The following is a 24,818-nucleotide window of genomic DNA, read 5'->3' on the forward strand; positions in this document are numbered from 1 at the left end:
GAGAAAGCTCATGTCCGCAAGTCTTCGCAAAGCAGAACCCGCAACCGTCGCCGCCCCTCAATCAACTGGAACGGTGGTTGCCATGGCGCGCCGCCCCACTCGCAGGTTCAACAGTCAGCGCATCGGCGCAACTATGTTGCGCAATGTCGTACCACCATTCGTGGTTCTCGCCATCCTGCTGGGCATCTGGCAGATCGCCTGTTCCCATGCAGGCGCGACCTTGCCGCCGCCAAGCCAGGTCTGGGAAGAAGCCCATGACCTGATCACCGCGCCCTTCTTCAACAATGGGCCGCAGGATATCGGCCTTGGCCTGCGCGTTCTGGTGTCGCTGGAGCGGGTGGCAATCGGCTTCGGGCTGGCGGCCATTGTCGGCGTCTTTCTCGGTGCGGTGGTCGGTCAGAGCATCTGGGCGATGCGCGGTCTCGACCCGATCTTCCAGATCTTGCGCACCGTGCCGCCACTCGCCTGGTTGCCTCTGTCACTCGCTGCCTTCCAGAATTCCAATCCGTCGGCGATTTTCGTGATCTTCATCACCTCGATCTGGCCGGTCATTATCAACACCGCCGTCGGCGTGCGCAATATTCCCGACGATTACCGCAACGTGGCCCGCGTGCTGCGGCTCAACCCGCTGGAGTTCTTCATCCGCATCATGGTGCCTGCCGCCGCCCCTTACATCTTTACCGGGCTTCGCATCGGCGTCGGCCTGTCGTGGCTGGCCATTGTTGCCGCTGAAATGCTGACCGGCGGTGTCGGCATCGGCTTCTTTATCTGGGATGCGTGGAACTCCTCGCGGCTCTCCGACATCATCGTGGCGCTTGCCTATATCGGCGTGACCGGCTTTGTCCTCGACAAGCTCGTCGCTCTCCTTGGCAGTGTCATCACCCGTGGCACCGCGAAGAACTAAAGGGAAATCGTTATGAGCGCTTATCTGAAAATCGACCATATCGACAAAAGCTTCGAACGATCAGGCACGAAGACCGAGGTATTGAAAGATGTCTCGCTGTCCATCGGCAAGGGCGAGTTCGTCTCGATCATCGGCCATTCCGGCTGCGGCAAGTCCACACTGCTGAACCTGATTGCCGGACTGACCCGCGTGACCGCAGGCGCGATCCTGCTGGAAAACACCGAGGTCAACGCGCCGGGACCGGAACGGGCCGTGGTGTTTCAGAACCATTCGCTGCTGCCGTGGCTGACGGTGTATGAAAACGTCAATCTTGCCGTCTCCAAGGTGTTTGCGGGCCGCAAGACCAAGGCCGAAAAGCATGACTGGGTGATGCGCAATCTCGATCTCGTGCAGATGGGTCATGCGAAAGACAAGCGTCCCGCGGAAATTTCCGGCGGTATGAAACAGCGGGTTGGCATTGCCCGGGCGCTGGCGATGGAGCCGAAAATCCTGCTGCTGGACGAGCCGTTCGGGGCACTGGACGCGCTGACCCGTGCCCATTTGCAAGACGCCGTGATGGAAATCCATGCGCGCCTCGGCAATACGATGATCATGATTACCCACGATGTCGATGAGGCCGTGCTGCTCTCCGACCGGATCGTGATGATGACCAACGGCCCCGCCGCAAAAATCGGTGAAGTGCTTGATGTGCCGATCCCCCGCGTCCGCGACCGCATCGCATTGGCCGGAGACCGGACCTATCTCAAATCCCGCGAAGCCGTGTTGAAGTTCCTCTACGAACGTCACCGCTTCGTCGAAGCCGCGGAGTAAGTCATCATGGCGGAAAAACTTGTTATCATCGGCAATGGCATGGCACCGGGCCGGATGCTGGAAGAGCTGTTTGAAAAAGCACCCGGCCTTTATGACGTCACCGTTTTCAATGCCGAGCCGCGCGTCAACTATGACCGCATCATGCTCTCCCCGGTGCTGTCGGGCGAAAAGGCCTATGAAGACATCATCATCCACAACGATCAATGGTATGAAACCCATGGCGTAACTCTGCATCGCGGTGCGAAAGTCTCCGGCATCGACCGGCAGGCAAAAACCGTGACCTCGGAAAACGGCATCACTGCCGCCTATGACAAGCTGGTGATCGCCACCGGCTCCCTGCCCTTCATCATCCCGGTCCCCGGCCATCAATTGCCCGGCGTGCTGGCCTATCGTGATCTCGATGATGTCGAGAAAATGCTGGAGATCAGCAAGGGCCAAGGCCGGGCCATCATCATCGGCGCAGGGCTGCTCGGACTTGAAGCCGCCTACGGCTTGAAGCGTCAGGGCATGGAGGTCACCGTCATTCACTTGATGCCGACCATCATGGAGCGCCAACTCGACCCCGCTGCCGCCTATCTTCTGGAAAAGGCGCTTGCCGAACGGGGCATCGAGATCATCACCAAGGCCAATACCAAGGCGATCCTCGGCACGGACAAAGTCGAAGGCATTGAGCTGGAAGACGGTCGGGTGATTTCAGGCGACATGGTGGTGATGGCGGTTGGCATCCGTCCGGCCTCGCAACTGGCCAAGGATGCCGGTCTTGCCGTCAATCGTGGCATTGTCGTCGATGACGGCATGCAGACGTCGGACGCTTCGATCTTTGCACTTGGCGAATGCGCTGAACATCGCGGCATGTGCTACGGTCTGGTCGCACCGCTCTATGAAAGCGCCCGGGTGCTGGCCGATAGGCTGACCGGCGGTCAGGCCGAATATCACGGCTCTGTCGTCAATACCAAGCTGAAGGTCACCGGCATCAACCTGTTTTCAGCTGGGGACTTTGCAGAAGCCCCGGACCGCGAAGAAATCGTGCTGCGCGATGCCTCATCCGGCATCTACAAGCGGCTGGTGCTGAAGGATAACCGGATTATCGGTGCCGTGCTTTACGGCGAAACCGGCGATGGCTCTTGGTTCTTCGATCTGATGAAGCGCGGCACCGACATTTCGCAGATGCGCGACACGCTTATTTTCGGCCAGTCCTACCAGGGGGGGACTCCGCTGGACCCTATGGCGGCCGTTGCAGCCTTGCCGGATGATGCGGAAATCTGCGGCTGCAACGGCGTCTGTAAGGGCAAGATCGTCTCGACCATTACCGGCAAAGGCCTGACCTCGCTGGATGAGGTGCGCGCCCATACGAAAGCCTCCGCCTCCTGCGGCAATTGCACCGGCCTTGTCGAGCAGGTCATGACACTGACGCTGGGTGATGCCTATAACCCCAAGGCCGTGACGCCGATCTGCGCCTGCACCGACCTTGGTCATGACGACGTGCGCAGGCTGATCAAGGCCAAGGGGCTAAAGACCATCCCTGCCGTCATGCAGGAACTGGAATGGAAGAGCTCCTGCGGCTGCGCCAAATGCCGTCCGGCGCTCAACTATTACCTCGTCTGCGATTGGCCGGATGAATATGCCGATGACTACCAGTCGCGGTTCATCAATGAGCGTGTCCACGCCAATATCCAGAAGGACGGCACCTATTCGGTCGTGCCGCGTATGTGGGGCGGCGTTACCAATGCCGCCGAACTGCGCGCCATTGCCGATGTGGTCGATAAATTCGACATCCCCATGGTCAAGGTCACGGGCGGCCAGCGCATCGACCTTCTGGGCATCGAAAAGGAAGACCTGCCCGCCGTCTGGGCCGATCTCGGCAAGGCAGGCTTCGTCTCCGGCCAGGCCTATGCCAAGGGTCTGCGCACCGTAAAGACCTGCGTCGGCTCCGACTGGTGCCGGTTCGGTACGCAGGATTCCACCGGGCTTGGCATCAAGCTTGAAAAATTCATGTGGGGCTCCTGGACACCCGCCAAGTTGAAACTGGCCGTTTCCGGCTGTCCGCGCAACTGCGCCGAAGCGACCTGCAAGGATATCGGTGTCATCTGCGTTGATTCAGGGTTTGAGATCCATTTCGCCGGAGCAGCCGGTCTCGACATCAAGGGCACCGATGTTCTGGGCCTCGTCAAAACCGAGGAAGAGGCGCTGGAGCATATCGTCGCACTGACCCAGATGTACCGTGAACAGGGCCGCTATCTGGAGCGGATCTATAAATGGGCAAAACGCATTGGCCATGATGAGGTCCGCCGCCAGATCATGGAGGATGAAACCAAGCGCAAGGCCTATTTCGACCGCTTCGTTTTCAGCCAGAAGTTTGCCCAGGTCGATCCCTGGTCGGAGCGGGTCTCCGGCAAGGACAAGCATGAGTTCAAGCCGATGGCGACCATCGGTTACACCCAGGCAGCGGAGTGAGATCATGGATAAGAACTGGACCTCAATCGGCCATATCAACGACATTCCGCTGCGCGGTGCTCGCTGCGTAAAAACCCCTCAGGGCAAGATCGCGGTGTTTCGCACCGCCGAAAACGAGGTCTTCGCCATCGAGGACCATTGCCCGCACAAGGGTGGGCCGCTTAGCCAGGGTATCGTTCACGGCAAGGCGGTCACTTGCCCGCTGCACAATTGGGTGATTTCGCTGGAAAGCGGCAAGGCACTGGGTGCCGACGAAGGGGCCGTGCGCACGATTGCCGTGCGCAATGTCGAGGGCGTGCTCTCCATTGCCATGGAAAGCCTGTTGCAGGCAGCGGAGTGAGCACCATGTCCGGCGAGACGAAAACCACCTGCCCCTATTGCGGCGTCGGCTGCGGCGCGATTGCCAAGGTCGAGGACAATGGTGCCGTCAACATCAAGGGCGACCCGGATCATCCGGCCAATTTTGGCCGGCTCTGTTCCAAGGGCTCCGCGCTGGGTGAAACGCTGGATCTGGATGGCCGGGCGCTCACTCCGACCGTTTACGGTGAGCACCAGACCTGGGATGTGGCACTCGATCTCGTGGCCGAGAGGTTTTCCCGCAGCATTGCCGAGCATGGTCCGGATTCGGTCGCCTTCTATCTCTCTGGCCAGCTGCTGACCGAGGATTATTACGTTGCCAACAAGCTGATGAAGGGTTTTATCGGCTCGGCCAATATCGATACCAATTCCCGTCTCTGCATGGCCTCCTCGGTCGCAGGCCATAAGCGGGCCTTCGGCTCCGATACCGTTCCCGGCACCTACCGCGACCTGGAACTGGCCGATCTCATCGTGCTTGTGGGATCCAATATGGGCTGGTGCCATCCGGTTCTGTATCAGCGGATTGCTGCGGAAAAGGCCAAGCGCCCCGGCCTGAAAGTGGTGGTGATCGATCCGCGCCGCACCGCAACCTCAGACATTGCCGACCTGCATCTTTCCATCCGTCCGGATGGCGATGTGGCGCTGTTCAACGGCTTGTTGGTGCATCTGGTCGAAAACCGCAGCATCGACCAATCCTATATTGCCACCCATACGAATGGCTTTGCGGACGCGTTTGCCGCCGCTGCCGGTCAATCGCTTGGCGATTTGATGGAGAAGACCGGCCTGCCAGCCATGCAGTTGCGGCAATTTTTCCAGCTATTTGCTGCGACTGAAAAAACCGTGACCTGCTATAGCCAGGGCGTCAACCAATCATCGCTTGGCACGGACAAAGTCAATGCGATCATCAATTGCCATCTGGCCACGGGCCGGATCGGCAGGCCCGGCATGGGACCGTTTTCACTGACCGGCCAGCCGAATGCCATGGGCGGACGCGAGGTCGGTGGCCTCGCCAACATGCTGGCCGCCCATATGGAGCTGGGCAATCCCAAGGATCGGGATCGCGTGCAGCGGTTCTGGGCCTCGCCCACCATGGCCGACAAGCCCGGCTTGAAGGCCGTGGACATGTTCAAGGCGGTGGCCGATGGCCGGATCAAGGCGTTGTGGATCATGTCCACCAATCCTGTTGTCTCCATGCCCGATGCCGATGCCGTCAAGGCGGCGATTGCCGCCTGCCCCTTTGTTGTCGTCTCCGACATGCAGGCCGATACCGATACGGCAAAGCTGGCGCATGTGCTGCTGCCAGCGGCTGGCTGGGGCGAAAAATCCGGCACCGTTACCAATTCCGAACGACGCATTTCCCGCCAGCGAGCCTTCAAACCGGCCCCCGGCGAGGCAAAGGCTGATTGGTGGCAGATGGCGGAAGTTGGCCTCCGCATGGGTTTTGGCCGCACCTTTGCCTATCAGTCGCCCGCCGACATCTTTGCTGAACATGCCGCCCTATCGGGTTTTGAAAACGATGGTAGCCGCGATTTCGATATCGGCGCTTACGGCGCGATTACTGAGGCAGACTATCAGGCGCTAGCCCCCTTTCAATGGCCCCAGAGACAGGGCGAGCCTGCGGCGGAAAGCCGGTTTTTCGCCAATGGCGGCTTTTATCATCCCGATGGCAAAGCGCGTTTCATTGCCTGCGACCCCGCAATACCGGATAGGGCAAGCCAGGATTTTCCCCTCACCCTCAATACCGGACGGGTGCGCGATCATTGGCATACGATGACGCGGACGGCAAAAAGCGCCCGGCTGTCGGCACATCTGGCCGAGCCTTTTGCGGAAATCCACCCGCTGGATGCCGTCAATCTCGGTATTGCCGATGCGGAACTGGTGGAAATTTCCAGCCAAACCGGCAGCCGTGTGATTGTCCGCGCATTGCTAACCAGCCGCCAGAGCCGTGGCGCCATTTTCGTGCCTATGCACTGGACCGGCGAAACCGCCTCGCTGGCCCGTATCGATAGCCTCGTACCCTCGCGGGTGGACCCGGTCTCCGGCCAGCCAGCGTTGAAAAATGTGGCCGTTACAGCAAAACCCAATGCGGCGACGGCCTATGGTTTTGCCGTCTCAGCTCATAAGCCGCAGGCGCTTGACGCATCCTATTGGGCTTTGGCCAAGGCCGAGCATGGTTGGCGGCTGGAGCTGGCTTTCGAAAATGGCCAGGATTGGGAAAACTGGGCGAGAACCGCGCTTGCCGTGCCGGAAACGGCGGAGATGATCGGCTATAGCGACCATGCCAGTGGCGATGTCCGTTTGGCGTTTTTTGACGCAGGCAGGCTTTACGCCGCGCTGTTCATGGCAAGCCAACCGGTGGCTGTATCGCGCAATTGGGCCAGCGCCCGGCTTGACGACGACTTCACCGACCGCCGTACCCGTCTGGCGCTGATTGCCGGGCGGCCCGGCGCTGGTCAGATCGATCCGGGGGCAATTGTCTGTTCGTGTTTTTCGGTCGGGATCAACCAGATCAACAATGCTGTCAGGGGCGGCTGCGGCTCGGTCGAAGCTGTCGGCCAGACCCTGTCTGCTGGAACCAATTGCGGCTCCTGCCGCGCCGAAATCAGGAGGATTATCGATGCCGTTCAAATCCTTGCCGCAGAATAAGTCTCGCCGCCCGGAACGGGTCGCGCCGCTCGCAAAACTGCCGGTGTTCTGGGCGCTGGAGGGCAAGCGCGTCATCGTCGCCGGTGGTTCGGATGGGGCAGCCTGGAAGGCGGAATTGCTGGCTGCCTGCGGCGCTGATGTCGAGGTGTTCTGCGCCGAGGACGAATTGTCCGATACCTTCCGCGCCCTCCTTGAAGAGCAGGACCGCATGGTCCTGCATTCTCATTGCTGGCATATCGGCATTTTTGAAAACGCCGCTTTGGCGCTTGCCGATTGCGAGACGGAGGACGAGGCCAAGGCGTTCTATTGCGCGGCGAAAGCGGCGGGCGTGCCGGTCAATGTCATCGACAAGCCCGCCTATTGCCAATTCCAGTTCGGCTCCATCGTCAACCGCTCGCCGGTCGTGGTGGCGATTTCCACCGATGGCGCAGCACCGATTCTCGGGCAGGCGATCCGGCGGCGGATTGAAACGCTGCTGCCGCCAGCGCTCAAACCATGGGCGGAATTGGCGCAAGCGATCCGTGGCCGGATCAATGAAAAGCTTGCACCCGGCGCACCGCGCCGCACATTCTGGGAACGGTTCGTGGACCGCGCCTTTGCCGGTAATACACCGCCGCAGGACAGTGAGGAGGATTTGCTGCTGAACGAGACCGCCAGGCTCGCGAACGCCCCGCCACTTGGGCGGGTCACACTGGTCGGCGCGGGGCCGGGCGATGCGGAGCTATTGACCCTGAAAGCCGTACGGGCGCTGCAAGCCGCCGATGTCATCCTGTTTGACGATCTCGTCTCCCCTGACGTTCTCGAACTTGCCCGCCGTGAAGCCAAGCGCATGCTGGTTGGCAAACGTGGTGGGCGGGAAAGCTGCAAACAGGACGATATCAACGAGATGATGGTGCGGTTTGCCAAGGCTGGAAAACGTGTGGTGCGGCTGAAATCCGGCGATCCGATGATTTTCGGGCGGGCAGGCGAGGAAATCTCCCGGCTGGCGAATGAGGGCATTGCCGTGGATGTCGTACCCGGCATCACCTCAGCCAGCGCCATGGCGGCGGCGCTTGGCATTTCGCTCACCCACCGCGATCACGCTCAATCGCTGCGATTGGTGACGGGCCATTCCCGGCATGGCGACCTGCCGGAAAGCCTCAACTGGCGCGATATGGCCGATCCATCCGTCACGACAATCTTCTATATGGGTGGTCGGATGGCAGGCCGGATTGCCGAAAATCTGATAGCCGCTGGCATGGCTTCCAACACGCAAGCGGTGGCGATGACCTCAATCAGCCGTGCGCAACAGACAAGCTGGCGGGGAACGGTCGGCGAGCTGGCCGATGCGGTCGCCATACTTGGCGTCAGCAATCCGATCCTCATCGGCGTCGGCACCGCCTTTGCCCAGCAAGGCACAGCGATGCAGTGTGCTTTCCCAGAACAGGCAGAACAGAAAATGGCGGTTTATTGAAAGAAAACACCTCCAAAAACGAAAAGCCTGCCGCGGGAGGAGGTGCGGCAGGCTTTTCGAAAAGAACCGAACGACGGCTGGGAGGAGGAGTGCCGTCATTCCAACGGGCCGCTCTGGGAGGAGGAGAAGCTGGCCCGGTATATCGAAGCTTTGCGGGAGGAGGATGCATCGCTTCGATGAAAAGAGTTATACCTGATTTTCGCACATTTTCGAGGCAGTTTTTCGCACGCCAGCCATGCGCTATGCGCGTAGCGAATTGCTCGAACCGTCAATGCCCCCCTGCGGACAGAACGGCCTGCGGATCGCGGTGAACAGCAAACCGGTCCATCATATGCGCACTGGCGATGTTCATGCCCTTAACATCGACCTCGGCCCCCTTGGCGCGAAACTTCAGCACGATCTTATCCAGGGCACCAACAGCGGTAATGTCCCAGAAATGCGCCTGCGTCACGTCAATGGTAATCGCCTTCACTTCATCATCGAAATCGAAGGCGGCAATGAAAGCATCGGCGGAGGCAAAGAAGATCTGGCCATCGACCCGGTAAAGCCTCGACCCATCCTCTTGGTCTTCCGCCTTCACATGCACCATCCGCGCCACTTTGCCGGCAAAGAACACCCCCGACAGCAGCACACCGGCCAGCACGCCCTTGGACAGATCATGGGTAGCAACCACTGTCACCACTGTCACCAGCATGACCATCGAGGAGGAGGGAGGATTGCGGCGCAGATCGAGGATAGACCGCCATGAGAAGGTGCCAATCGACACCATGATCATGATCGCCACCAAGGCCGCCATCGGCACAACGCGCAGGATATCGTCCAAGACCAGAAGCAGGACCAGCAGGAATGCACCCGCGACAAAGGTCGAAAGGCGCCCTCGCCCACCGGACGAGACATTGATGACCGACTGACCGATCATCGCGCAACCGCCCATGCCACCGAACAGGCCGGAGGCAATATTGCTTGCGCCCTGGCCGATGCATTCCTGGCTCTTGTTGCTTTGCGTATCCGTCATGTCATCGACGATCTGGGCTGTCAGCAGCGATTCCAGCAGGCCGACAGCGGCGAGCGCGATGGAATAAGGGAAAATGATCTGCAACGTCTCGAAGGTCAGCGGCACCTGCGGCCAACCAAACAGTGGCAGGCTGGACGGCAATTCGCCGAGATCGCTGACGCTGCGGACATCCCACCCGAACCACCAGGTCGCTGCTGTCAGAACGGCGATAGCCACCAGTGGCGACGGCACCACCTTGGTGAGACGCGGGAAGAGATAAATGATGGCAAGCGCCACACCAATCATCACGAATGTTGATGGCGGACGACCAAGCAATTCCGGCAATTGCGCCATGAAGATCAGGATCGCCAGGGCATTGACGAAGCCCGTCATCACCGAACGCGACACGAAGCGCATCAGCCGCCCCAGCTTCAGGAAGCCCGCCAGAATTTGCAGCAGACCCATCAATACCGTTGCAGCAAACAGATATTGAATACCGTGGTCCTTGACCAATCCACCGATCAATACAGCGGTTGCGGCGGTGGCAGCAGAAATCATGCCCGGACGCCCACCGCAGAAAGCAGAAACGCAGGCGATGATAACCGAGGCAAACAACCCGATCTTCGGATCGACCCCGGCAATCACCGAGAAGCCGATGGCTTCGGGTATAAGCGCAAGGGCCACGACAATGCCCGACAGGACATCGCCACGGATATTCGAGAACCAGTCTCGCTGGTATCGTTCAATTTTTTTCATGGAGATTGTTTCGCAACGGGGAAGATTTTTCACAAACGCTCAGATCGTGCCGAATAAACGGATCATCACGTTTCAGAAATGTCGTGCGTTGTCTGGCGGATCGGCGGCCAGAATAGCCACCCGGAATTTCACCGGGTCCGTGGTTCATGGCTTTCTATACGCAGAAAGCACCTGTCTTTGCAATCCCGTACCAACCTGGCCGGAAAGAAGCCGGGATCAGAAGCCCGCGACCTTGCCCCAGGCAGAATGAGCCAGCCGCTCTGGCCTATAGTCTTTGGGATCGACAATCGGTTCGGAACCGGTGATGATGTCGGCGATCAGATGCCCTGCCCCTGGCCCGATGCCAAAGCCATGGCCACTGAATCCGGCCGCCAGAATAAAGCCTGGCAGTGAGGAGATTTCACCGATGGCGGGCACACCATCCGGGGTGCTGTCGATATAGCCAGCCCAACTGGCCGAAATCTTAGCGCCAGCCAAAGCAGGCAGCAATTCGCCGGCCCGGCGATAGGTTTCGGCGATCAGTTTGCGATCCGGTATCGGGTCGAGAATACGGTTGCGCTCCATCGGCGTCGCCTTGTCCAACGCCCATTTCGCCAGTGTCTCATGGCCATTGCGCAGACCTTCGATCGTACCCGGCTTCAGGCTTCTCCACCGCCGCTGGAACATTGGCAGGAAAGCCTTGCCATAGCGGATCTGCTGGGGGGTCAGATCGACGCTGGCACGGCCGCTGATCGCCAGGGTATAACCGCCATCGCCCCGGCGGGTCACGGAAACCCGCGCCGTATGCAGGGCGTCCGGCAACGCTTCGGCCCCTAATCCCTCAAGAAGACGGACAGAAAGGATAGAGGACCGGATAGAGGCCTGCGGAAAGCGAATGTTCAACTGATTGCAGAAGGAAGACGCCCAGGCGCCGCCCGCCATCACCACGGTTCCCGTGCGGATCGTCCCCTTTTCCGTCACCACGGCACTGACCCGGCCAGCTTCGGTTTCCAGCCCACGGGCCGCGCAATGCTGCATAACGGTTCCGCCAAATTTCATCACGCCGCGCGCAATAATCGGGGCAGCCCTTTCGGGGACCGCTATGCCATCGCTGGGCGAAAACACCCCGCCAAGCCACGGCTTTCGCGTCGCGCTGCCTTTTTCGGCGGCTTCCTTGCCCGAAAGCATGTGCGTGGTGACGCCGACTATTTTGGCAAAGTCACGCCATTTGGCCCAGGTGGCGATTTCCGCCTCGCTATTGCTCAGGTAAAGCAGGCCGCAGCGGCGAAACCCGACATCCTCGCCAATGTCGCTGGCAAAACTGTCCCAGAGATCCAGGCTTTTTGTCGCCATCGGCAATTCGCGGGCATCGCGGTTCTGCTGGCGGCACCAACCCCAATTGCGACTGGACTGCTCCGCCCCGATCAACCCCTTTTCCAACAGCACGACTTTGACGCCGCGTTTTGCCAGGAAATAGGCGGTGCATGTGCCGACGATACCGCCGCCGATCACCACGACATCTGCTGCCTCAGGCAAAGTGGTGTGGGTTTCTACTCGCAAAAGGGGTACACGCATGAAAAGCTCCTTGATTGCTGATCAGCATAAGCATTTCCATCAGTGAAAAGCACCGCGATTGCGCCAGATTCAGCATTTCCTTCCGTTTTTAGAAATGCAAACAATCCCTGTGTTGCATAAGGTTTTTCAAAGCTTTCCAGCGTGTTTTCCTGATGATGATCGCTTGCACTTTGGCTTTCGAAGCATAATATGCTGGCACACAGGGATCAGAAGGAACAGCAGGGTGAAGCTCGACAGGATCGACATCAAGATTCTCTATGAACTGCAAAAGAACGGTCGGATCACCAATGTGGAACTGGCCGAACTGGTCAATCTCTCCCCCAGCCCCTGTCTGATGCGGGTGAAGAAACTTCAGGCCGATGGCTATATCGAGGGCTATTCTGCCCAGATCAATGTCAGCAAGCTTGGCCAGACGCTGACGGTGTTTACCGAGATCACCTTGAAGAACCACAGGCAGATCGATTTCGCCCGGTTCCTCGCCGCGGTTGAAAAAGTTGACCAGGTGATCGAATGCCACCTGGTCTCCGGCGGCTATGATTACATGCTGAAATTCGTCACATCGGGGATTGGCGAATATCAGTCGATCATGGAAAGGCTGACCGACATGGATATCGGCATCGATAAATATTTCAGCTTCGTGGTGCTGAAATCACCAATCGTCAAATCGCATATGCCGCTGACCAGCCTGTTTCCAGTATAGGCTCATTTAGCCGCAAACCACCGCTTCCACCGAAAGCGCCAGACCAAGCAGGGCCTCATCGGACCGTGCAAGCCCGGACACTTGCAAACCAACCGGCATATTGGCATCCCCCGTGCCGCACGGCAGCGAGACCGCGCACCAGTCGAGAAAATTGCCGAGCATCGTGTTGCGCAATGTCTTGCCATTGGTGGCCACGAACAGGTCATCGTCAGCCACAAGCGGCGCGGTCAGTGGTGCCACATGCGCAACGGTTGGCGTCAGGATGAATTCATTCGCTCCAATCTGGCCGGTAAATTCCGCAATCAATTGCTCACGCCGGTCGATAAGCTCGACATAGTTGGCAATGCTGATGTTTTCGCCGAGCCGTGCGCGGGTCGCAACGCGGTGATCCATGCGGGCCGCGTCTGGCCCATGCAGACGGTGGCGATGCAACACATAGGCTTCCGCTGTCACCAGCGGGCCATGCTTGGCGAGAAGATCGAGGATCTGCTGCATGATCGGGAAGGCTTGACGGCGCACCACGGCGCCAGCCTGTTCCAGACGGCCTATCGCAGCCTCAAATGCTTGAACCACACCATCCTCGGCACCATCGAAAAATACCGTTTCCGGCACCACGAAACGGCGTCCGGCCAAGGCGGTGCGGGTCACCTGCGGATGCGTCAGCCCTCGCATGGCAGCATCGATCCACACCGCATCCTGCACGGTGCGGCAGAGCGGTCCAAGGGAGTCGAGACTTTTGGAGAGAGGAAAGACGCCACGCATGGAGTAGCGGCCACGGGTCGCCTTATAGCCGACAATGCCATTGAAGGCGGAGGGAATGCGCACTGACCCGCCCGTATCCGTCCCAATCGACACCGGCACCAGCCCGGCGGCCACGGCAACAGCCGAGCCCGAGGACGAGCCGCCGGGAACCCGAGCCTCGCCCACGCCGTGCGGATTGCGCGGTGTGCCGTAATGCGGATTGACCCCAAGGCCGGAAAAAGCAAACTCGCTCATATTGACCTGACCGATGGACACCATTCCGGCACTTGCCAGGGCCTGGACCACATCCGCATCGCGCGATGCTGGTGGCTGATCGTCCAGCACCACGGAGCCAGCCGTTGTGGTCTGCCCTTCAAGATCAAAGAGATCTTTCCAGGCAACCGGTATTCCGTCCAGAGGGCCGAGCGAGCAACCGGCCCGGATGCGCAATGCCGAAGCCTGGGCCTCCTGCATCGCCCGCTCCGGCGTTAGCCGGGTGAAAATTGTCTGATCCCCGTAATCCCGGATGGCCCCCAACGTCTGATGGGCCAGATCCTGCGGATCAAGCGCGCCGGACTGGATCAAGACAGCAAGCTGGGCAATGCTTTTGCCTGAAAGGCCTTGGCCTGAAAAGTTTGGGGTCATCGGTTACTCCTTTAATACAATATTATGCCGCCATCAGCTGAAGCCAGCGACGCACCAGATAATTATGTTCGTCCATGGTGGTGTTCCACACCGCGATGCGGTTGGCACGCTGCCAGTAAGACCCGCCGCTGCGGCTTTCGCCAGCCTTGATCCGCATTGCGCCATCCGGTCCGGGCAAGTCCTGCGCGGCGGGCAGGCCGCCATACCAATAATCCCATTCCGCCTTGCTCAGATACGCCTTTGAGCGCTGCGGCGTGGAGATGTAATAGCCTTGCCGCGCAACGACAGCACCTGGCAACCCGGAAATCCACCAGTTAAGATAGTCATAGGCCACATCCAGCATCCGGCCTTCAAGGCCACGCGACAGGCAAAGCCCGCCATGCCAGGCCCGGTAGCCTTCGACCGGCACCGCCTGCTCCACGGCCATGCCCTGACCGCTCAGGATGGTAATGCCTGTGGACCACATGCTCTGGATATCGGTGCGGCCCCTAACCATCAGGGCTGCGGCATCCTCAGCGGTGCGCCAGAAGTCCCTGAAAAATCCGGATTTTTTCTTCTCTGTCAGAATGGCGATCAGCCGGTCGATCTCGGCCACGGTCATATTGCCGATATTATCGAACCGCATCAGGCCAGCCGCCTCGGCAGCAAGAGCCGCATCGAAAATACCGATGGCGGGCTCGTCAATCAGCGCCACCCGGCCCGCCCAGGTCTCGTCCAACAGACTTGCCCAACTGGACACGGACCTGGGGCTTTTCACCAGATCACTGCGATAGGCAAAACTGTCGAAATTATGGGTGGTCGGCAACATGGAAATATGGCCGGTCGGATTATCGCCCAGCGACAGATCCGGCTGAACGAACAGTTTCTTGACAGGTGCATCGCCCTTGCCCAGTTGGGCACTCGGCTCCAGTCGTCCGGTCTTGGTGAGATCGGAAATCTCGTTCCAGAGGTCGATCCGCTTCAGTTCTATCGGCTGGATGGCCCGCCAGTACCAGACGATATCCAGGTTATGAAAGCACTGATCGTAGATGTCGTAACTATCCGGCGCCTGCGCCGCCTTGTGCTGGGTGGTCAGAAAATCATTGTTGTCGAACACGACCTCGATGCCAAGATCCTGCTGCGCCTGAACGCGCAACGGCTCCAGCAACGAAATCGCCGTGCCGAGTATCCGAAGACGCGGCTTGCCTTGCGTATGAAGGGCGGGCGCAGGAAAAGAAGCCGGTGGGTTATGGGTGTTCATTGGCGTTTGACATTCCTGACTCACTTATAAAGCTATCGTAAAACCATAGAGCCTCTGCCACCATCCATGCCTCTCACTTTATCGCAAAGGCCTCGAAAGACCGCCTGATCAGCGCCGTCTCCAATCCATCGACAATGAAAACCAGCCTGGAGCGCCGATCCGTCGATGGCCAGCCGCCCATATGGACGGGCGGATGTACCAGATGTTGGACCCCGTGAATGGCAACGGGCCGGTCCTCACCCGCGATGTTCAAAATGCCCTTCACCCGGATAACCTTGGCACCATGGCGGTTGAGCAACATCGTCAACCAGATGCCGAAGGCGGTCCAGTCGATCGGCTCATCCACCGTCACCACGAAGGAGCGGAAGTCACCGCTATGGCTGGCGTCTCCTGGCGCTTCGCAGTAAAACCCACTGGCCGATTGCAGGGAGGAACTGTGCAGGCTGGCATCATCATCCAGCAGGCTGGCGGCTGAGAAATCCGGGACGGCAGCGGCCAGTATCGCTGCATCGGGATTGATCGACGCGATCCTGGCCATCAACCGTCCGGTCAAATCAGGCTGTTCGAGAGCTTCGGTCATATCTGTTTTGGTGATCACCAACCGGTCGGCAATCGCCACTTGGCGCGCCGACTCGCCATAAGCGTCGAGCTGCCCTAAGCCGTTAATGGCATCAACCGTCGTGATGACATTGCCGTGGCGGAAATGATGGCGCAGGACCGGATCGGCTTTCAGCGTCGATAAGATCGGAAACGGATCGGCAAGCCCGGTGCTTTCGATCATCACCCGACGAAAAGGTGCGATCTCACCGCGCTCGCGGCGGTCATGCAGGGTTCGCACGGCTTCAGCCAGATCGCCGCGAATGGTGCAGCAAACACAGCCGGATTGCAAAAGCACCGTATCGCCATCAACCGTTTCCACAAGGTCATGATCGAGGCCGATTTCTCCGAACTCGTTAATCAGCACCGCCGTATCGGCAAGCGCCGGGTCCGATAGCAAGCGCTTGAGCAGCGTCGTCTTGCCGGAGCCGAGGAAGCCGGTTAGCAGATTGACGGGCGTGAACTGGGGAATAGCACCGCTTGCATCAGCCATTACGGGCCGTTTCCATCCGCGCGATCAGCACCGGATCAAGCGGATCACAGGCCCGACCGGACATTTTTTCAGCGACCGACCAGAGATGGCCGAGATCCTCGATGATCTCGGTCTTTCCCGTCAGGCTGGACAGGAGGTAGGATGAGCCCTGCCAGTCGGATAGCGACAGGCCATAAGCCTTCAGCACCCGGTTTGCGGTGTTCACCCGGTTCATCCGTTCACGGCGGCGGTCCACCCGCTCCCCGTTGCGGGTGTAAACGCCGGGTCGGGCCACGGCGTCGGCCCAATGTTCATTGCCGCCAATTACACCGCAGAGTGAACACATGACGATCTCCTTTCACAGACAAGGGGCGGCGTCACACCGCCCCCGCCGTCTTGTTACTTCTTGCGCGGAAAGCGCTTGGCGAAATCGTCGGCGATCTCGTTCATGGTGACGAATTTCACCCCCGGATGCTTGCTCATATGGGCAAACAACCGCTCCAGCATCATCAACACCTGCGGGCGTCCGGCAACGTCAGGGTGAATGGTGATCGGGAAAACCGCATAATCCATTTCACGATAGACCCAATCGAACTGATCGCGCCAGATCTGCTCGATATCATGCGGATTGACGAAGCCGTGGCTGTTGGGTGATTTCTTAATGAACATCATCGGTGGCAGGTCATCGAGATACCACGAGGCCGGAATTTCGATCAGGTCGGTCTCGTGGCCACGCTTCAAAGGCACCATCCAGTCGGAGGGCTTCTTGGAATAGTCGATCTTGGTCCAGCTATCGCCAACGCGCACATAATAGGGCGTAAAATCATTATGCATCAGCGAGTGGTCGTATTTGATGCCCCGCTCCAGCAGCAATTCATTGGTGACATTGGAAAATTCCCACCAGGGCGCCACATAGCCGGTCGGGCGCTTGCCAGACAGCTTGGTGACCAGCTCGATGCACTTGTCCAGCACCTCGGTTTCCTGTTCACGGGTCATGGCAATCGGGTTTTCATGGGTATAGCCGTGAATGCCGATTTCATGGCCTGCATCGGCCACAGCCTGCATCTGTTCCGGGAAGGTCTCGATGGAATGGCCGGGAATGAACCAGGTGGTCTTGATGCCGAAGCGCTCGAACAGTTTCAGCAGGCGCGGCGCACCGACCTCACCGGCAAACAGACCACGGGAAATATCGTCAGGCGAATCCTCGCCACCGTAAGAGCCGAGCCAGCCGGCCACCGCATCCACATCGATGCCGAAGCTGCAAAAGATTTCCTTTGCCATGGTGTTTTCTCCTTTTGATAAAGACTTTTTGATCAGGTGCGGACCTGTCAGTGTGCGGCGATAATGGTGGCATCCGAAGGCTTCCACGACAGAAACACGTCGGAGCCGACCGGAAACTCATCCGGGCGATATTTCTCGACATGGGCCTCGAGAGACAAAGACCGACCATCCGCCAGCACCGCCGAAATATGCGAGACATGACCGACGACATCGGCACGTTGAATGCGGGCATGAACCGCGTTGCCACCATGGGCGACAGACACCCGCTCAAGCGGCTCGCGGTTTCCATGATGAACCTGAATGGCCTCGGCGGGAACGACGAGATTGGCAAGGCCGCCGTCGGCTACCTGACCATTGACCAAGCCTGCAAGCAATCCCTCCGGGGTCTCGACCCGCAAGTCGCCTGCGCCATCGGCGCGGGCATGCCCTTTAAAAATCGCGTTTCGGCCAATGAATTGCGCCACAAAGGGCGTGGCGGGCCGGGTATAGAGCTGATGCGGCGGGCTGACCTGCTCGACGCGGCCCTGATTCATCACCACCACCCGGTCGGACAGCGCCAGCGCCTCCGATTGCGCATGGGTGACAAAAATGAAGGTGACGCCCAGCGTCCGTTGCAGGATTTTCAGCTCGTTCTGGATCGCCTTGCGCAGATTGGCATCAAGCGCGCCAAGCGGCTCATCCAGAAGCAGAATGTCCGGCTCGATCACCAGTCCCCGCGCCAAGGCTACTCGCTGGCGCTGGCCGCCGGAAAGCTTTTCCGGCTTGCGCTCGGCTATGTCTTCAAGCCCAAGCGTGGCGATGATCCGCTCCACCTTGCGGTCGCGCTCGGCCTTGGCCATGCCTTTGACTTCAAGACCGTAAGCGACATTGCGGCGCACGCTCATATGAGGAAACAGCGCGTAATTCTGAAAGATCGTCGCGGTCGGGCGCATCTGCGGCGGCACATCGTTCATGCGCACGCCCTTGATCATCATATCGCCGGAGGAAATCCCCTCGAACCCGGCAATCATCCTCAGCGTCGTGGTCTTGCCGCAGCCGGATGGGCCGAGAAACGCGATGAACTCACCTTTCTTGACCGCTAGGCTGAAGGCGCTGACAGCCGTGGTGCCATTGTCATAGACCTTGCCCACATCAATCAGTTCCAGATCGTAAATCATCCTAAATCTCCAGGCGGTGCCCTCTTGGGCGATCAGATGCCACGTCCGTCACGCAACGTGCCGTCATGCTCGGCCTTGTGCCGAGCATCTGCCGGGATGCGATATGCAGGTGACGATCATGGCTTGGCCCTCGGCAGTAGACCCTCGGGACAAGCCCGAGGGTGACGGTGGGTGAACGCAGACCGAGTAACCGATCTACGGCGGTCTCGTCAGGCGTTCAGGAACTCGTCCCACTTCTGCACCAGATGGTCGTATTCATCCGGCCATTGATGCCAATAAGCGACGTTTTTGGCGCGCTCTTCCAGCGAGCCGCCATCGCGCAGGTCGCCTTCCTTGATGCCGCGCTCCGGCGCGCCGGTCCAAGGCTTGCCCTCGTACCAGAAGGCATATTTTTCCGGTGCCATAACGCTTTTGATATTGGTGGAGGGCGAGTAATAACCCTGCTCCGACACCGCGATACCAGGCTCGCCCGACAGCCAGTAATCGGCATAGGCTGTGACGGCTTCCTTGTTCGTCGTACCTGCAATCATCGAGGGGCCGATGGCCCAGGCGCGGTAGCCTTCCTTCGGCACCGCATATTTGCAGGACTTGCCTTGCGCCTTCACCGCCATGACAGCCGGTTGCCAGGCATCGCAGACCACCATCTCACCTGAGGCCATCAGGTTGACCAGTTCGCCGAAATCACCCCACAGCGCCCGGAACTGGCCTTCCTTCTTCTTCGACACCAGGAAGGCCGCCGCCTCGTCGATTTCCTTGGCGCTTGGATTGCCGGGGTTCTTGACGTTGAGCAGGCCAAGCGTGTTCATCGCCATGATCGCCTGACCAAAGGCAATCAGCGGATCGGTGTTGAGCCCGGACTTGCCCTTCCACTTTTTGTCGAAAATCGCCGCCCAGCTATTGGCCTCTTCGGCGGAGACAACATCCGGGTTATAACCGATGGAATCGTAGTTATAGACGGCTGGCACCATGTTCAGTGTCGTCTGTCCTTCATCAGCCCAGATCTGCCCGACGATCTGCGCCTTCAAGTCCCATTTGTCGGATGGCTTGGTGAAGGTGTCGCGGATATTCGCCCAATTTTTCAAGCCGGAAGCCGGTACCGGCTCGACATTGTTGGTCATGACGATGGCAGGCAGGCGCTCGGCGATGATTTCCCAGCAATCGTAATCTTTCGAGCCGGACAGGATTTTGGTCTGCGCATCCGGGAAGGTTGCCGCCGTGCCGGATGTGCCGCCAACGCCGGAGGCCTTCTTGAAGTCATTGAGAATGCGCTCCTGCACCGTCACCGACAGGCCGATGGTGCGCAGCTGCTGGCTGGCAAGGCTGGTTGCCTGGGCATAGGCTGCCCGCGACGAGAGGAAGGGCGTGCCTGCCCCCATGGCCAGCGCCATCATGCCGGTGGAGCGTTTGAGAAGTGATCTGCGATTGAGTTCCAGTAATGACATGGCAGTTCTCCAGTTTTGAGTTCCCGATCCGGCTTTGCCGGTTTTTGTTGTTGTTGATTGTTGCTTTCAGTAACGCCCAACAAGCAGGCCACCATCGACGACCAGCACCTGGCCGGTCATGTAGCGGGCGGCATTGGAGGCAAGGAAAGTGATGACATCGGCAATATCGTCGGGTGTTCCGAGCCGTCCCATCGGGATGATTTCAGCGGCTTTTTCGGCCCCCACCGGCCCGAGAGAGTTTTCCTCCGACAGCAATTGCGCGGTGCGGATATAGCCCGGCGCAATGCCGTTGACCCGCACACCCTCACGGGCAAGCTCGACGGCCAGACCGCGCACCAGCCCCACCACCCCGGATTTGGCAGCGGAATAATGCACATGCTCATCCCAGCCATAGGCAATGCCCATGATCGACGAGAGCGCGACAATCGCCCCGGTTTTGCGGGCGCGCATCCCAGGAGTAGCCGCCCGAACGAGGCGGAAGATGCCCTTGAGATCGATATCGAAGGTCAGGTCCCATTTTTCATCGGTCAGTTCTTTCAGCGGCACACGATGCGCAATGCCAGCATTGGCAACCACCACATCGATCCGGCCAAGCCGCGCCTCGATATCGGCAACCAGCGCATCGGCTGCCGGTGTCGAGCGCACGTCATAATAGTGAAACTCCGCCGAGCCACCGGCAGCGCGAATGGCCTGCGCCACCGCCTCGCCTTCTGCGTCCAAAATATCGGTGACGACGACATGATCACCGAGCGCACCAAAGGCTTTAGCCGCGGCAGCGCCGATGCCAATCCCGGCTCCGGTGATGATGACGATCCGCTGGTTCTGGTTGCTCATCTGTCTATTCCTTCAGGGTTCAAAGCATCACATCGCCGGAATTCGGACCCAGTGTCTGGCCGACGAAAAGGGCAGCATCCGGGGAGGCAAGGAAGGAGACGGCGGCGGCCACTTCCTCCGGTTCACCGAACCGGCCAAGCGGCAATTGGGCTCGCTTGGCATTCCGCCAGTCTTCTGAAAGGCCCATGACCAGCGGCGTATTGATTGGGCCGGGGGCGACCGCATTGACGCGCACGCCACGGGCAGAGACTTCGCGTGCCAAGGCCTTGGTCATGCCGATAATCGCTGCCTTGGCGCCGGAATAATGCACCAGTTCGACGCCACCGATCTGGCCGAGTTGCGAGGCGATATTGACAATCACGCCGTCTCCCCGCTCCAGCATCGGAGGTAACACGGCGCGGGTCATCAGGAAGTTACCGCGCACATGCACTGCAAACATTCGGTCGAAATCAGCGACTTCAAGATGCTCAAACAGCGATTGATGGGCGATACCGGCATTGTTGACCAGCAGCACCACCGGGCCATGGGCGACGACGGCAGCAGCGCAGATCGCCGCCGCTTGCGTCTCCTCCGAGACATCCCCGGCATAGGCCGAGGCCTTGCCACCAGACGCCGTGATCTCTTCGGCGACGGCTTTCGCTCTTTCCAGGGCAAGATCGTTGACCAGCACGCCATACCCGTCTTTTGCCAGCCGAAGCGCAATGGCGAGACCAATGCCGGAACCGGCTCCGGTGACAATGGCGGAAGGGAAAGCGGACTTTTCCATCATGCGTCCTCCTGCACGGCGATGCGCCGGGCGCGGCGCACCGAAAGCCCCATCAGCACGGCGTAAGTGCCAAGCAGCGCGAAGGAAAACAGCGTGGTCAGCACGCCGAAAGCGAAGACATTCGGATGCACTTCCACCGAAAACGTCCCGTAGATCGCCAGCGGCAGGGTGAGGTCGCGGCCAGAGGCAAACAGCGTGCGGGAAAACTCGTCATAGGAGAGCGTGAAGGCAAACAGCATGGCCGACAGCACACCCGGAAAGATCAGCGGAAAGGTGATCTTGCGAAACGTCCGCATCGGGCTGACGCCAAGCGACCAGGCCGCTTCCTCAACGCTCGGATCGAAGCGATTGAAGATGGCCAGCATCACCAGGAAGGCGAAGGGGAAGGTGTAGACCACATGCAGCACGAAGGCCGTACCCCACCAGTGGCGGTCAATGCCAAGAGTATTGGCAACCAGCGCCATGCCAAGTCCGACCAGCACGCCCGGCACCATCATGCCTAACACGATCAGGTAGAAGACCAGGCCGGAGCCTTTGAACCGGCTGCGAAAAGCCTGCGCCGAAATAACCCCCAGCACGGTGGAGACGATCATCGTCATCACCGCCAACCCCATGGATCGCACCAGGGCATCGTTGATCGGCAGTGGCGCAATGCGCGACGGCGGCGTCAGGCCGAACAGGTGCTTGTACCAATAGACCGACCATTCGATGATCGGAAATTGCGGACCGCCTTCCGGTCCCGTCTGGAAAGACAGGATGGCGAGAACCACCAAAGGCCCATAGAGAAACACCAGAAACAGCGTGGTATAGACGCCAAGCCCCAGTTTGACCGCTCCGGAATTCATCCTACAACTCCTTCCTGAGATCGACGACCCGCAGCAGCGCCGCGACAACCAGCCCCATCAGCAGGGTCAGCACGACGCCCGCCACCGCCGCGAAAGCCCATTTCAGCGAGCCCACCTGGGTAACAATGATATTGCCGAGCAGATTGACCTTGCGGCCCGACAGTGCCGCCGAGGTAGCGAATTCACCGAGAACCATGACCGAGACAAAGATCGCGCCCACCACCACGCCCGGCATCGACATCGGCAGGATGATGGTGCGGAAGATCCGCCAGAAACCGGCCCCGAGATCCTGCGCCGCCTCGATGATTGCCGGCTCGATCCGTCCCAGCATGAAGGCGATGGGGCCGACCATGAACACGCAATAGATCTGCGTCATGCCGATGATGACAGACAGTTCGGAAAACAGCAGGACTTCGATGGGGTGGCTGACGATGCCAAGCTTCATCAGGATCATGTTGATCGCCCCTTCCTTGCCAAGCATCGGCCGCCAGGCGAGAACCCGGATCAGGAAGGAGGTCCAGAACGGAATGACGCAGAGCACCAGAAGCACGGTTTGCAGCGTCTTGTTTTTGACGAACAGCCCGACAAACAGCGCCGCCGGATAGCCGACAGCCAAGGTCGCAACCAGCACCAGCAGCCAGATCCTGACCGTGGTCCAGAGCGCACCCAGATAGGTATCGCTGGAAAAAAAGGTGATCCAGCTTTGCAGCGTCAATACCGGCTTGATGGTGAAGGTGGTTTGCGTCCAGAAGGACACATAGACCATCATCAACATCGGCAGGACCAGGAACAGCAACATCCAGACGACACCCGGCAGCACCAGCCAGAAGGAGATGCGCGACGGCTTGGCGGCAGGTTCCGTGACGGGGACGATGGTGTCACCAAGGGCTTGATTATGCATAGACAAGGGCGTGCTCCTTGTTCCAGACCAGCGCGTAGCGGGTCTGCGGTTCGAGGATCGGGCGGGCGTCCTTGCTCAAATGAGTTTCCACTTCGAAGACAGAACCATCATCCGCCGAGAAAAACGAATAGACCGCCGATCCGGTATATTCCTCAGCCAGAAAGCTGGCTTCGATTGCCACTTCATCGCTGCCCCGCTCGGCAATCAGCGGACGGATGGAAATCCGATCGTGGCGAATGGCATAGGCGGGGGTCGAAGCGGATTGTCTGAAACCGCCGAGCGGCAAACGGCCTGCCGGGGCCACGAAACTGTTGCCATCGACCGCGCCGGAAAAAAGATTGTAACAATTCAGGAAGCGCGCCACATCGGCGGAAACGGGGCGGTTATAGATGGTGTCCGAACTGCCGGTCTGGGCAATGCGCCCACGATCCAGCACCAGAACCATGTCGCCCATGGCCAGCGCCTCGCTCTCGCTGCCGGTGACATGCAGGAAGGTAACGCCGCAGCGCTCGCGGATGTCGCGCAACTCATTGCGCATCCGGGCCCGCAGATTGGCGTCCAGCGCGCCAAGCGGCTCGTCCAGCAGCACCATTTTCGGCTCTGTAACCAGGGTGCGGGCCAAGGCAACACGCTGTTTCTGGCCACCGGAAATCTGGGTAATGGCACGGGTTTCCAAACCTTGCAAGCCAACAAGCGCGATGATGTCACGCACCCTGTCGGCCACTTCGCCAGCATTGGTCACCGGTGCCACCTCACGATTGGCGAGACCGAAGCTGATATTTTCCCGCACGCTTAGATGCGGAAACAGCGCGAAATTCTGAAAGACAAAGCCGATGCCCCGCCGATGCGGCGCCACGTCCTGCATGGACTGTCCGGCAAAGCGGATAGAACCGCCCTCACACCGCTCGAAACCGGCAATCACCCGGAGCAGCGTTGTCTTTCCCGATCCGCTTGGGCCAAGTAGCGAAATATAATGATTGTCGGGCAGCGAAAGGCTCAAGCCATCAAGGGCGCGTGTATCCCCATAGGTCTTGACCAGATTGTGTAGCTCGAGCACGGATGTCACGTCGGTTCTCGCCAGTTGCGCCCAGCCAGCCGGACCCGAACACCCTCCCTGCGAACACAGGAAGAGCGCTTGCGCCCTTCAACAAAGGCGCATCACAGGAATCGGCAATCGGGCATTTTTCTATTCGTTCCGCTTGTCCGTGCTTCTATTGGCACGATACAGACGAAGCATGGCATGGATGATTTTTGTATTCAATATACTTT

The 24,818-nt window shown here is 59.4% G+C and carries 21 protein-coding genes and 1 other annotated feature; of the genes, 7 read left to right on the forward strand and 14 right to left on the reverse strand.

Annotated features, from left to right (window positions below):
* The first annotated feature begins 10 nt into the window (after positions 1–10).
* The 6 genes from ntrB to cysG are packed head-to-tail and all read left to right on the forward strand — an operon-like array spanning position 11 to position 8,624.
* Positions 11–904 (forward strand): nitrate ABC transporter permease, encoded by an 894-nt coding sequence (ntrB, locus tag H1Y61_RS21720; RefSeq protein WP_180574796.1) that lies wholly within the window; start codon positions 11–13, stop codon positions 902–904.
* Between the two features lie 12 nt (positions 905–916).
* Complete coding sequence (locus tag H1Y61_RS21725; RefSeq protein WP_087730304.1) at positions 917–1,714, forward strand: ABC transporter ATP-binding protein; 798 nt, start codon at positions 917–919, stop codon at positions 1,712–1,714.
* A 6-nt stretch (positions 1,715–1,720) separates the two neighbouring features.
* A complete protein-coding gene (gene nirB / locus H1Y61_RS21730) occupies positions 1,721–4,168 on the forward strand; it encodes a nitrite reductase large subunit NirB (RefSeq protein ID WP_180574797.1) in 2,448 nt (815 codons plus the stop codon).
* A gap of 4 nt (positions 4,169–4,172) precedes the next feature.
* Positions 4,173–4,508 (forward strand): nitrite reductase small subunit NirD, encoded by a 336-nt coding sequence (gene nirD / locus H1Y61_RS21735; RefSeq protein WP_180574798.1) that lies wholly within the window; start codon positions 4,173–4,175, stop codon positions 4,506–4,508.
* Positions 4,509–4,513: 5 nt separating this feature from the next.
* Positions 4,514–7,171 (forward strand): nitrate reductase, encoded by a 2,658-nt coding sequence (locus H1Y61_RS21740; RefSeq protein WP_180575247.1) that lies wholly within the window; start codon positions 4,514–4,516, stop codon positions 7,169–7,171.
* Entirely contained in the window at positions 7,143–8,624 is a 1,482-nt protein-coding gene (gene cysG, locus H1Y61_RS21745) for a siroheme synthase CysG (protein ID WP_180574799.1), read from the forward strand. The genes H1Y61_RS21740 and cysG overlap by 29 nt, the downstream gene beginning before the upstream one ends.
* 268 nt (positions 8,625–8,892) lie before the next feature.
* Here the strand turns inward: cysG and H1Y61_RS21750 are convergent, their stop codons facing one another.
* A complete protein-coding gene (locus H1Y61_RS21750) occupies positions 8,893–10,374 on the reverse strand; it encodes a SulP family inorganic anion transporter (RefSeq protein WP_180574800.1) in 1,482 nt (493 codons plus the stop codon).
* 86 nt (positions 10,375–10,460) lie between these two features.
* Positions 10,461–10,516 (reverse strand) — a sequence feature (sul1 is cis-regulatory element that is thought to sense ions involved in sulfur or methionine metabolism; They are found in Alphaproteobacteria).
* Between the two features lie 74 nt (positions 10,517–10,590).
* Positions 10,591–11,928: an NAD(P)/FAD-dependent oxidoreductase gene (locus H1Y61_RS21755; RefSeq protein WP_180574801.1), complete on the reverse strand. Its 1,338-nt coding sequence runs from the start codon at positions 11,926–11,928 to the stop codon at positions 10,591–10,593.
* Between the two features lie 223 nt (positions 11,929–12,151).
* On the opposite strand from H1Y61_RS21755, the gene H1Y61_RS21760 reads away from it, so the two are divergent.
* Positions 12,152–12,628 (forward strand): Lrp/AsnC family transcriptional regulator, encoded by a 477-nt coding sequence (locus H1Y61_RS21760; protein WP_012654170.1) that lies wholly within the window; start codon positions 12,152–12,154, stop codon positions 12,626–12,628.
* A 6-nt stretch (positions 12,629–12,634) separates the two neighbouring features.
* Here the strand turns inward: H1Y61_RS21760 and H1Y61_RS21765 are convergent, their stop codons facing one another.
* The 12 genes from H1Y61_RS21765 to H1Y61_RS21820 all read right to left on the reverse strand — a co-directional run bounded on the left by H1Y61_RS21765 (position 12,635) and on the right by H1Y61_RS21820 (position 24,615).
* Positions 12,635–14,014, reverse strand: coding sequence for an amidase (locus H1Y61_RS21765; protein WP_180574802.1), 1,380 nt, complete (start codon positions 14,012–14,014; stop codon positions 12,635–12,637).
* Between the two features lie 22 nt (positions 14,015–14,036).
* On the reverse strand, positions 14,037–15,254 hold the full coding sequence (locus tag H1Y61_RS21770) for an ABC transporter substrate-binding protein (protein ID WP_180574803.1): 1,218 nt from the start codon (positions 15,252–15,254) through the stop codon (positions 14,037–14,039).
* 73 nt (positions 15,255–15,327) lie between these two features.
* Positions 15,328–16,344, reverse strand: coding sequence for a CobW family GTP-binding protein (locus H1Y61_RS21775; protein WP_174112836.1), 1,017 nt, complete (start codon positions 16,342–16,344; stop codon positions 15,328–15,330).
* Positions 16,337–16,669: a hypothetical protein gene (locus tag H1Y61_RS21780; RefSeq protein ID WP_174112834.1), complete on the reverse strand. Its 333-nt coding sequence runs from the start codon at positions 16,667–16,669 to the stop codon at positions 16,337–16,339. The genes H1Y61_RS21775 and H1Y61_RS21780 overlap by 8 nt, the downstream gene beginning before the upstream one ends.
* A 53-nt stretch (positions 16,670–16,722) precedes the next feature.
* Positions 16,723–17,604, reverse strand: coding sequence for a polysaccharide deacetylase family protein (locus H1Y61_RS21785; RefSeq protein ID WP_070150143.1), 882 nt, complete (start codon positions 17,602–17,604; stop codon positions 16,723–16,725).
* A 47-nt stretch (positions 17,605–17,651) separates the two neighbouring features.
* The gene (locus H1Y61_RS21790; protein WP_174112832.1) at positions 17,652–18,761 is read right to left on the reverse strand and encodes an ABC transporter ATP-binding protein; all 1,110 of its coding nucleotides are present in this window, start codon (positions 18,759–18,761) and stop codon (positions 17,652–17,654) included.
* A gap of 209 nt (positions 18,762–18,970) precedes the next feature.
* The gene (locus H1Y61_RS21795) at positions 18,971–20,203 is read right to left on the reverse strand and encodes an ABC transporter substrate-binding protein (protein WP_041698608.1); all 1,233 of its coding nucleotides are present in this window, start codon (positions 20,201–20,203) and stop codon (positions 18,971–18,973) included.
* Positions 20,204–20,269: 66 nt separating this feature from the next.
* Complete coding sequence (locus H1Y61_RS21800; RefSeq protein WP_174112830.1) at positions 20,270–21,037, reverse strand: SDR family NAD(P)-dependent oxidoreductase; 768 nt, start codon at positions 21,035–21,037, stop codon at positions 20,270–20,272.
* A 19-nt stretch (positions 21,038–21,056) separates the two neighbouring features.
* Complete coding sequence (locus H1Y61_RS21805; RefSeq protein WP_174112828.1) at positions 21,057–21,806, reverse strand: SDR family NAD(P)-dependent oxidoreductase; 750 nt, start codon at positions 21,804–21,806, stop codon at positions 21,057–21,059.
* Positions 21,803–22,648, reverse strand: coding sequence for an ABC transporter permease (locus tag H1Y61_RS21810; protein ID WP_087730288.1), 846 nt, complete (start codon positions 22,646–22,648; stop codon positions 21,803–21,805). The genes H1Y61_RS21805 and H1Y61_RS21810 overlap by 4 nt, the downstream gene beginning before the upstream one ends.
* Before the next feature lies 1 nt (position 22,649).
* Positions 22,650–23,549 carry an ABC transporter permease gene (locus tag H1Y61_RS21815; protein ID WP_180575248.1) on the reverse strand — a complete coding sequence of 300 codons (900 nt, stop codon included), beginning with the start codon at positions 23,547–23,549 and terminating at the stop codon, positions 22,650–22,652.
* Entirely contained in the window at positions 23,542–24,615 is a 1,074-nt protein-coding gene (locus H1Y61_RS21820; RefSeq protein ID WP_180574804.1) for an ABC transporter ATP-binding protein, read from the reverse strand. Before H1Y61_RS21820 ends, H1Y61_RS21815 begins: the two co-directional genes overlap by 8 nt.
* Between the last annotated feature and the right edge of the window lie 203 nt (positions 24,616–24,818).

The sequence above is a fragment of the Agrobacterium vitis genome, from assembly GCF_013426735.1.
Classification (GTDB): Bacteria; Pseudomonadota; Alphaproteobacteria; order Rhizobiales; family Rhizobiaceae; genus Allorhizobium; species Allorhizobium vitis_D.

Bases quoted from the DNA above. Each gene is read 5' to 3' on its own strand.
- ntrB (WP_180574796.1), top strand. From the start codon at position 11: ATGTCCGCAAGTCTTCGCAAAGCAGAACCCGCAACCGTCGCCGCCCCT.
- H1Y61_RS21725 (WP_087730304.1), top strand. From the start codon at position 917: ATGAGCGCTTATCTGAAAATCGACCATATCGACAAAAGCTTCGAACGA.
- nirB (WP_180574797.1), top strand. From the start codon at position 1,721: ATGGCGGAAAAACTTGTTATCATCGGCAATGGCATGGCACCGGGCCGG.
- nirD (WP_180574798.1), top strand. From the start codon at position 4,173: ATGGATAAGAACTGGACCTCAATCGGCCATATCAACGACATTCCGCTG.
- H1Y61_RS21740 (WP_180575247.1), top strand. From the start codon at position 4,514: ATGTCCGGCGAGACGAAAACCACCTGCCCCTATTGCGGCGTCGGCTGC.
- cysG (WP_180574799.1), top strand. From the start codon at position 7,143: ATGCCGTTCAAATCCTTGCCGCAGAATAAGTCTCGCCGCCCGGAACGG.
- H1Y61_RS21750 (WP_180574800.1), bottom strand. From the start codon at position 10,374: ATGAAAAAAATTGAACGATACCAGCGAGACTGGTTCTCGAATATCCGT.
- H1Y61_RS21755 (WP_180574801.1), bottom strand. From the start codon at position 11,928: ATGCGTGTACCCCTTTTGCGAGTAGAAACCCACACCACTTTGCCTGAG.
- H1Y61_RS21765 (WP_180574802.1), bottom strand. From the start codon at position 14,014: ATGACCCCAAACTTTTCAGGCCAAGGCCTTTCAGGCAAAAGCATTGCC.
- H1Y61_RS21770 (WP_180574803.1), bottom strand. From the start codon at position 15,254: ATGAACACCCATAACCCACCGGCTTCTTTTCCTGCGCCCGCCCTTCAT.
- H1Y61_RS21775 (WP_174112836.1), bottom strand. From the start codon at position 16,344: ATGGCTGATGCAAGCGGTGCTATTCCCCAGTTCACGCCCGTCAATCTG.
- H1Y61_RS21780 (WP_174112834.1), bottom strand. From the start codon at position 16,669: ATGTGTTCACTCTGCGGTGTAATTGGCGGCAATGAACATTGGGCCGAC.
- H1Y61_RS21785 (WP_070150143.1), bottom strand. From the start codon at position 17,604: ATGGCAAAGGAAATCTTTTGCAGCTTCGGCATCGATGTGGATGCGGTG.
- H1Y61_RS21790 (WP_174112832.1), bottom strand. From the start codon at position 18,761: ATGATTTACGATCTGGAACTGATTGATGTGGGCAAGGTCTATGACAAT.
- H1Y61_RS21795 (WP_041698608.1), bottom strand. From the start codon at position 20,203: ATGTCATTACTGGAACTCAATCGCAGATCACTTCTCAAACGCTCCACC.
- H1Y61_RS21800 (WP_174112830.1), bottom strand. From the start codon at position 21,037: ATGAGCAACCAGAACCAGCGGATCGTCATCATCACCGGAGCCGGGATT.
- H1Y61_RS21805 (WP_174112828.1), bottom strand. From the start codon at position 21,806: ATGATGGAAAAGTCCGCTTTCCCTTCCGCCATTGTCACCGGAGCCGGT.
- H1Y61_RS21810 (WP_087730288.1), bottom strand. From the start codon at position 22,648: ATGAATTCCGGAGCGGTCAAACTGGGGCTTGGCGTCTATACCACGCTG.
- H1Y61_RS21815 (WP_180575248.1), bottom strand. From the start codon at position 23,549: ATGCATAATCAAGCCCTTGGTGACACCATCGTCCCCGTCACGGAACCT.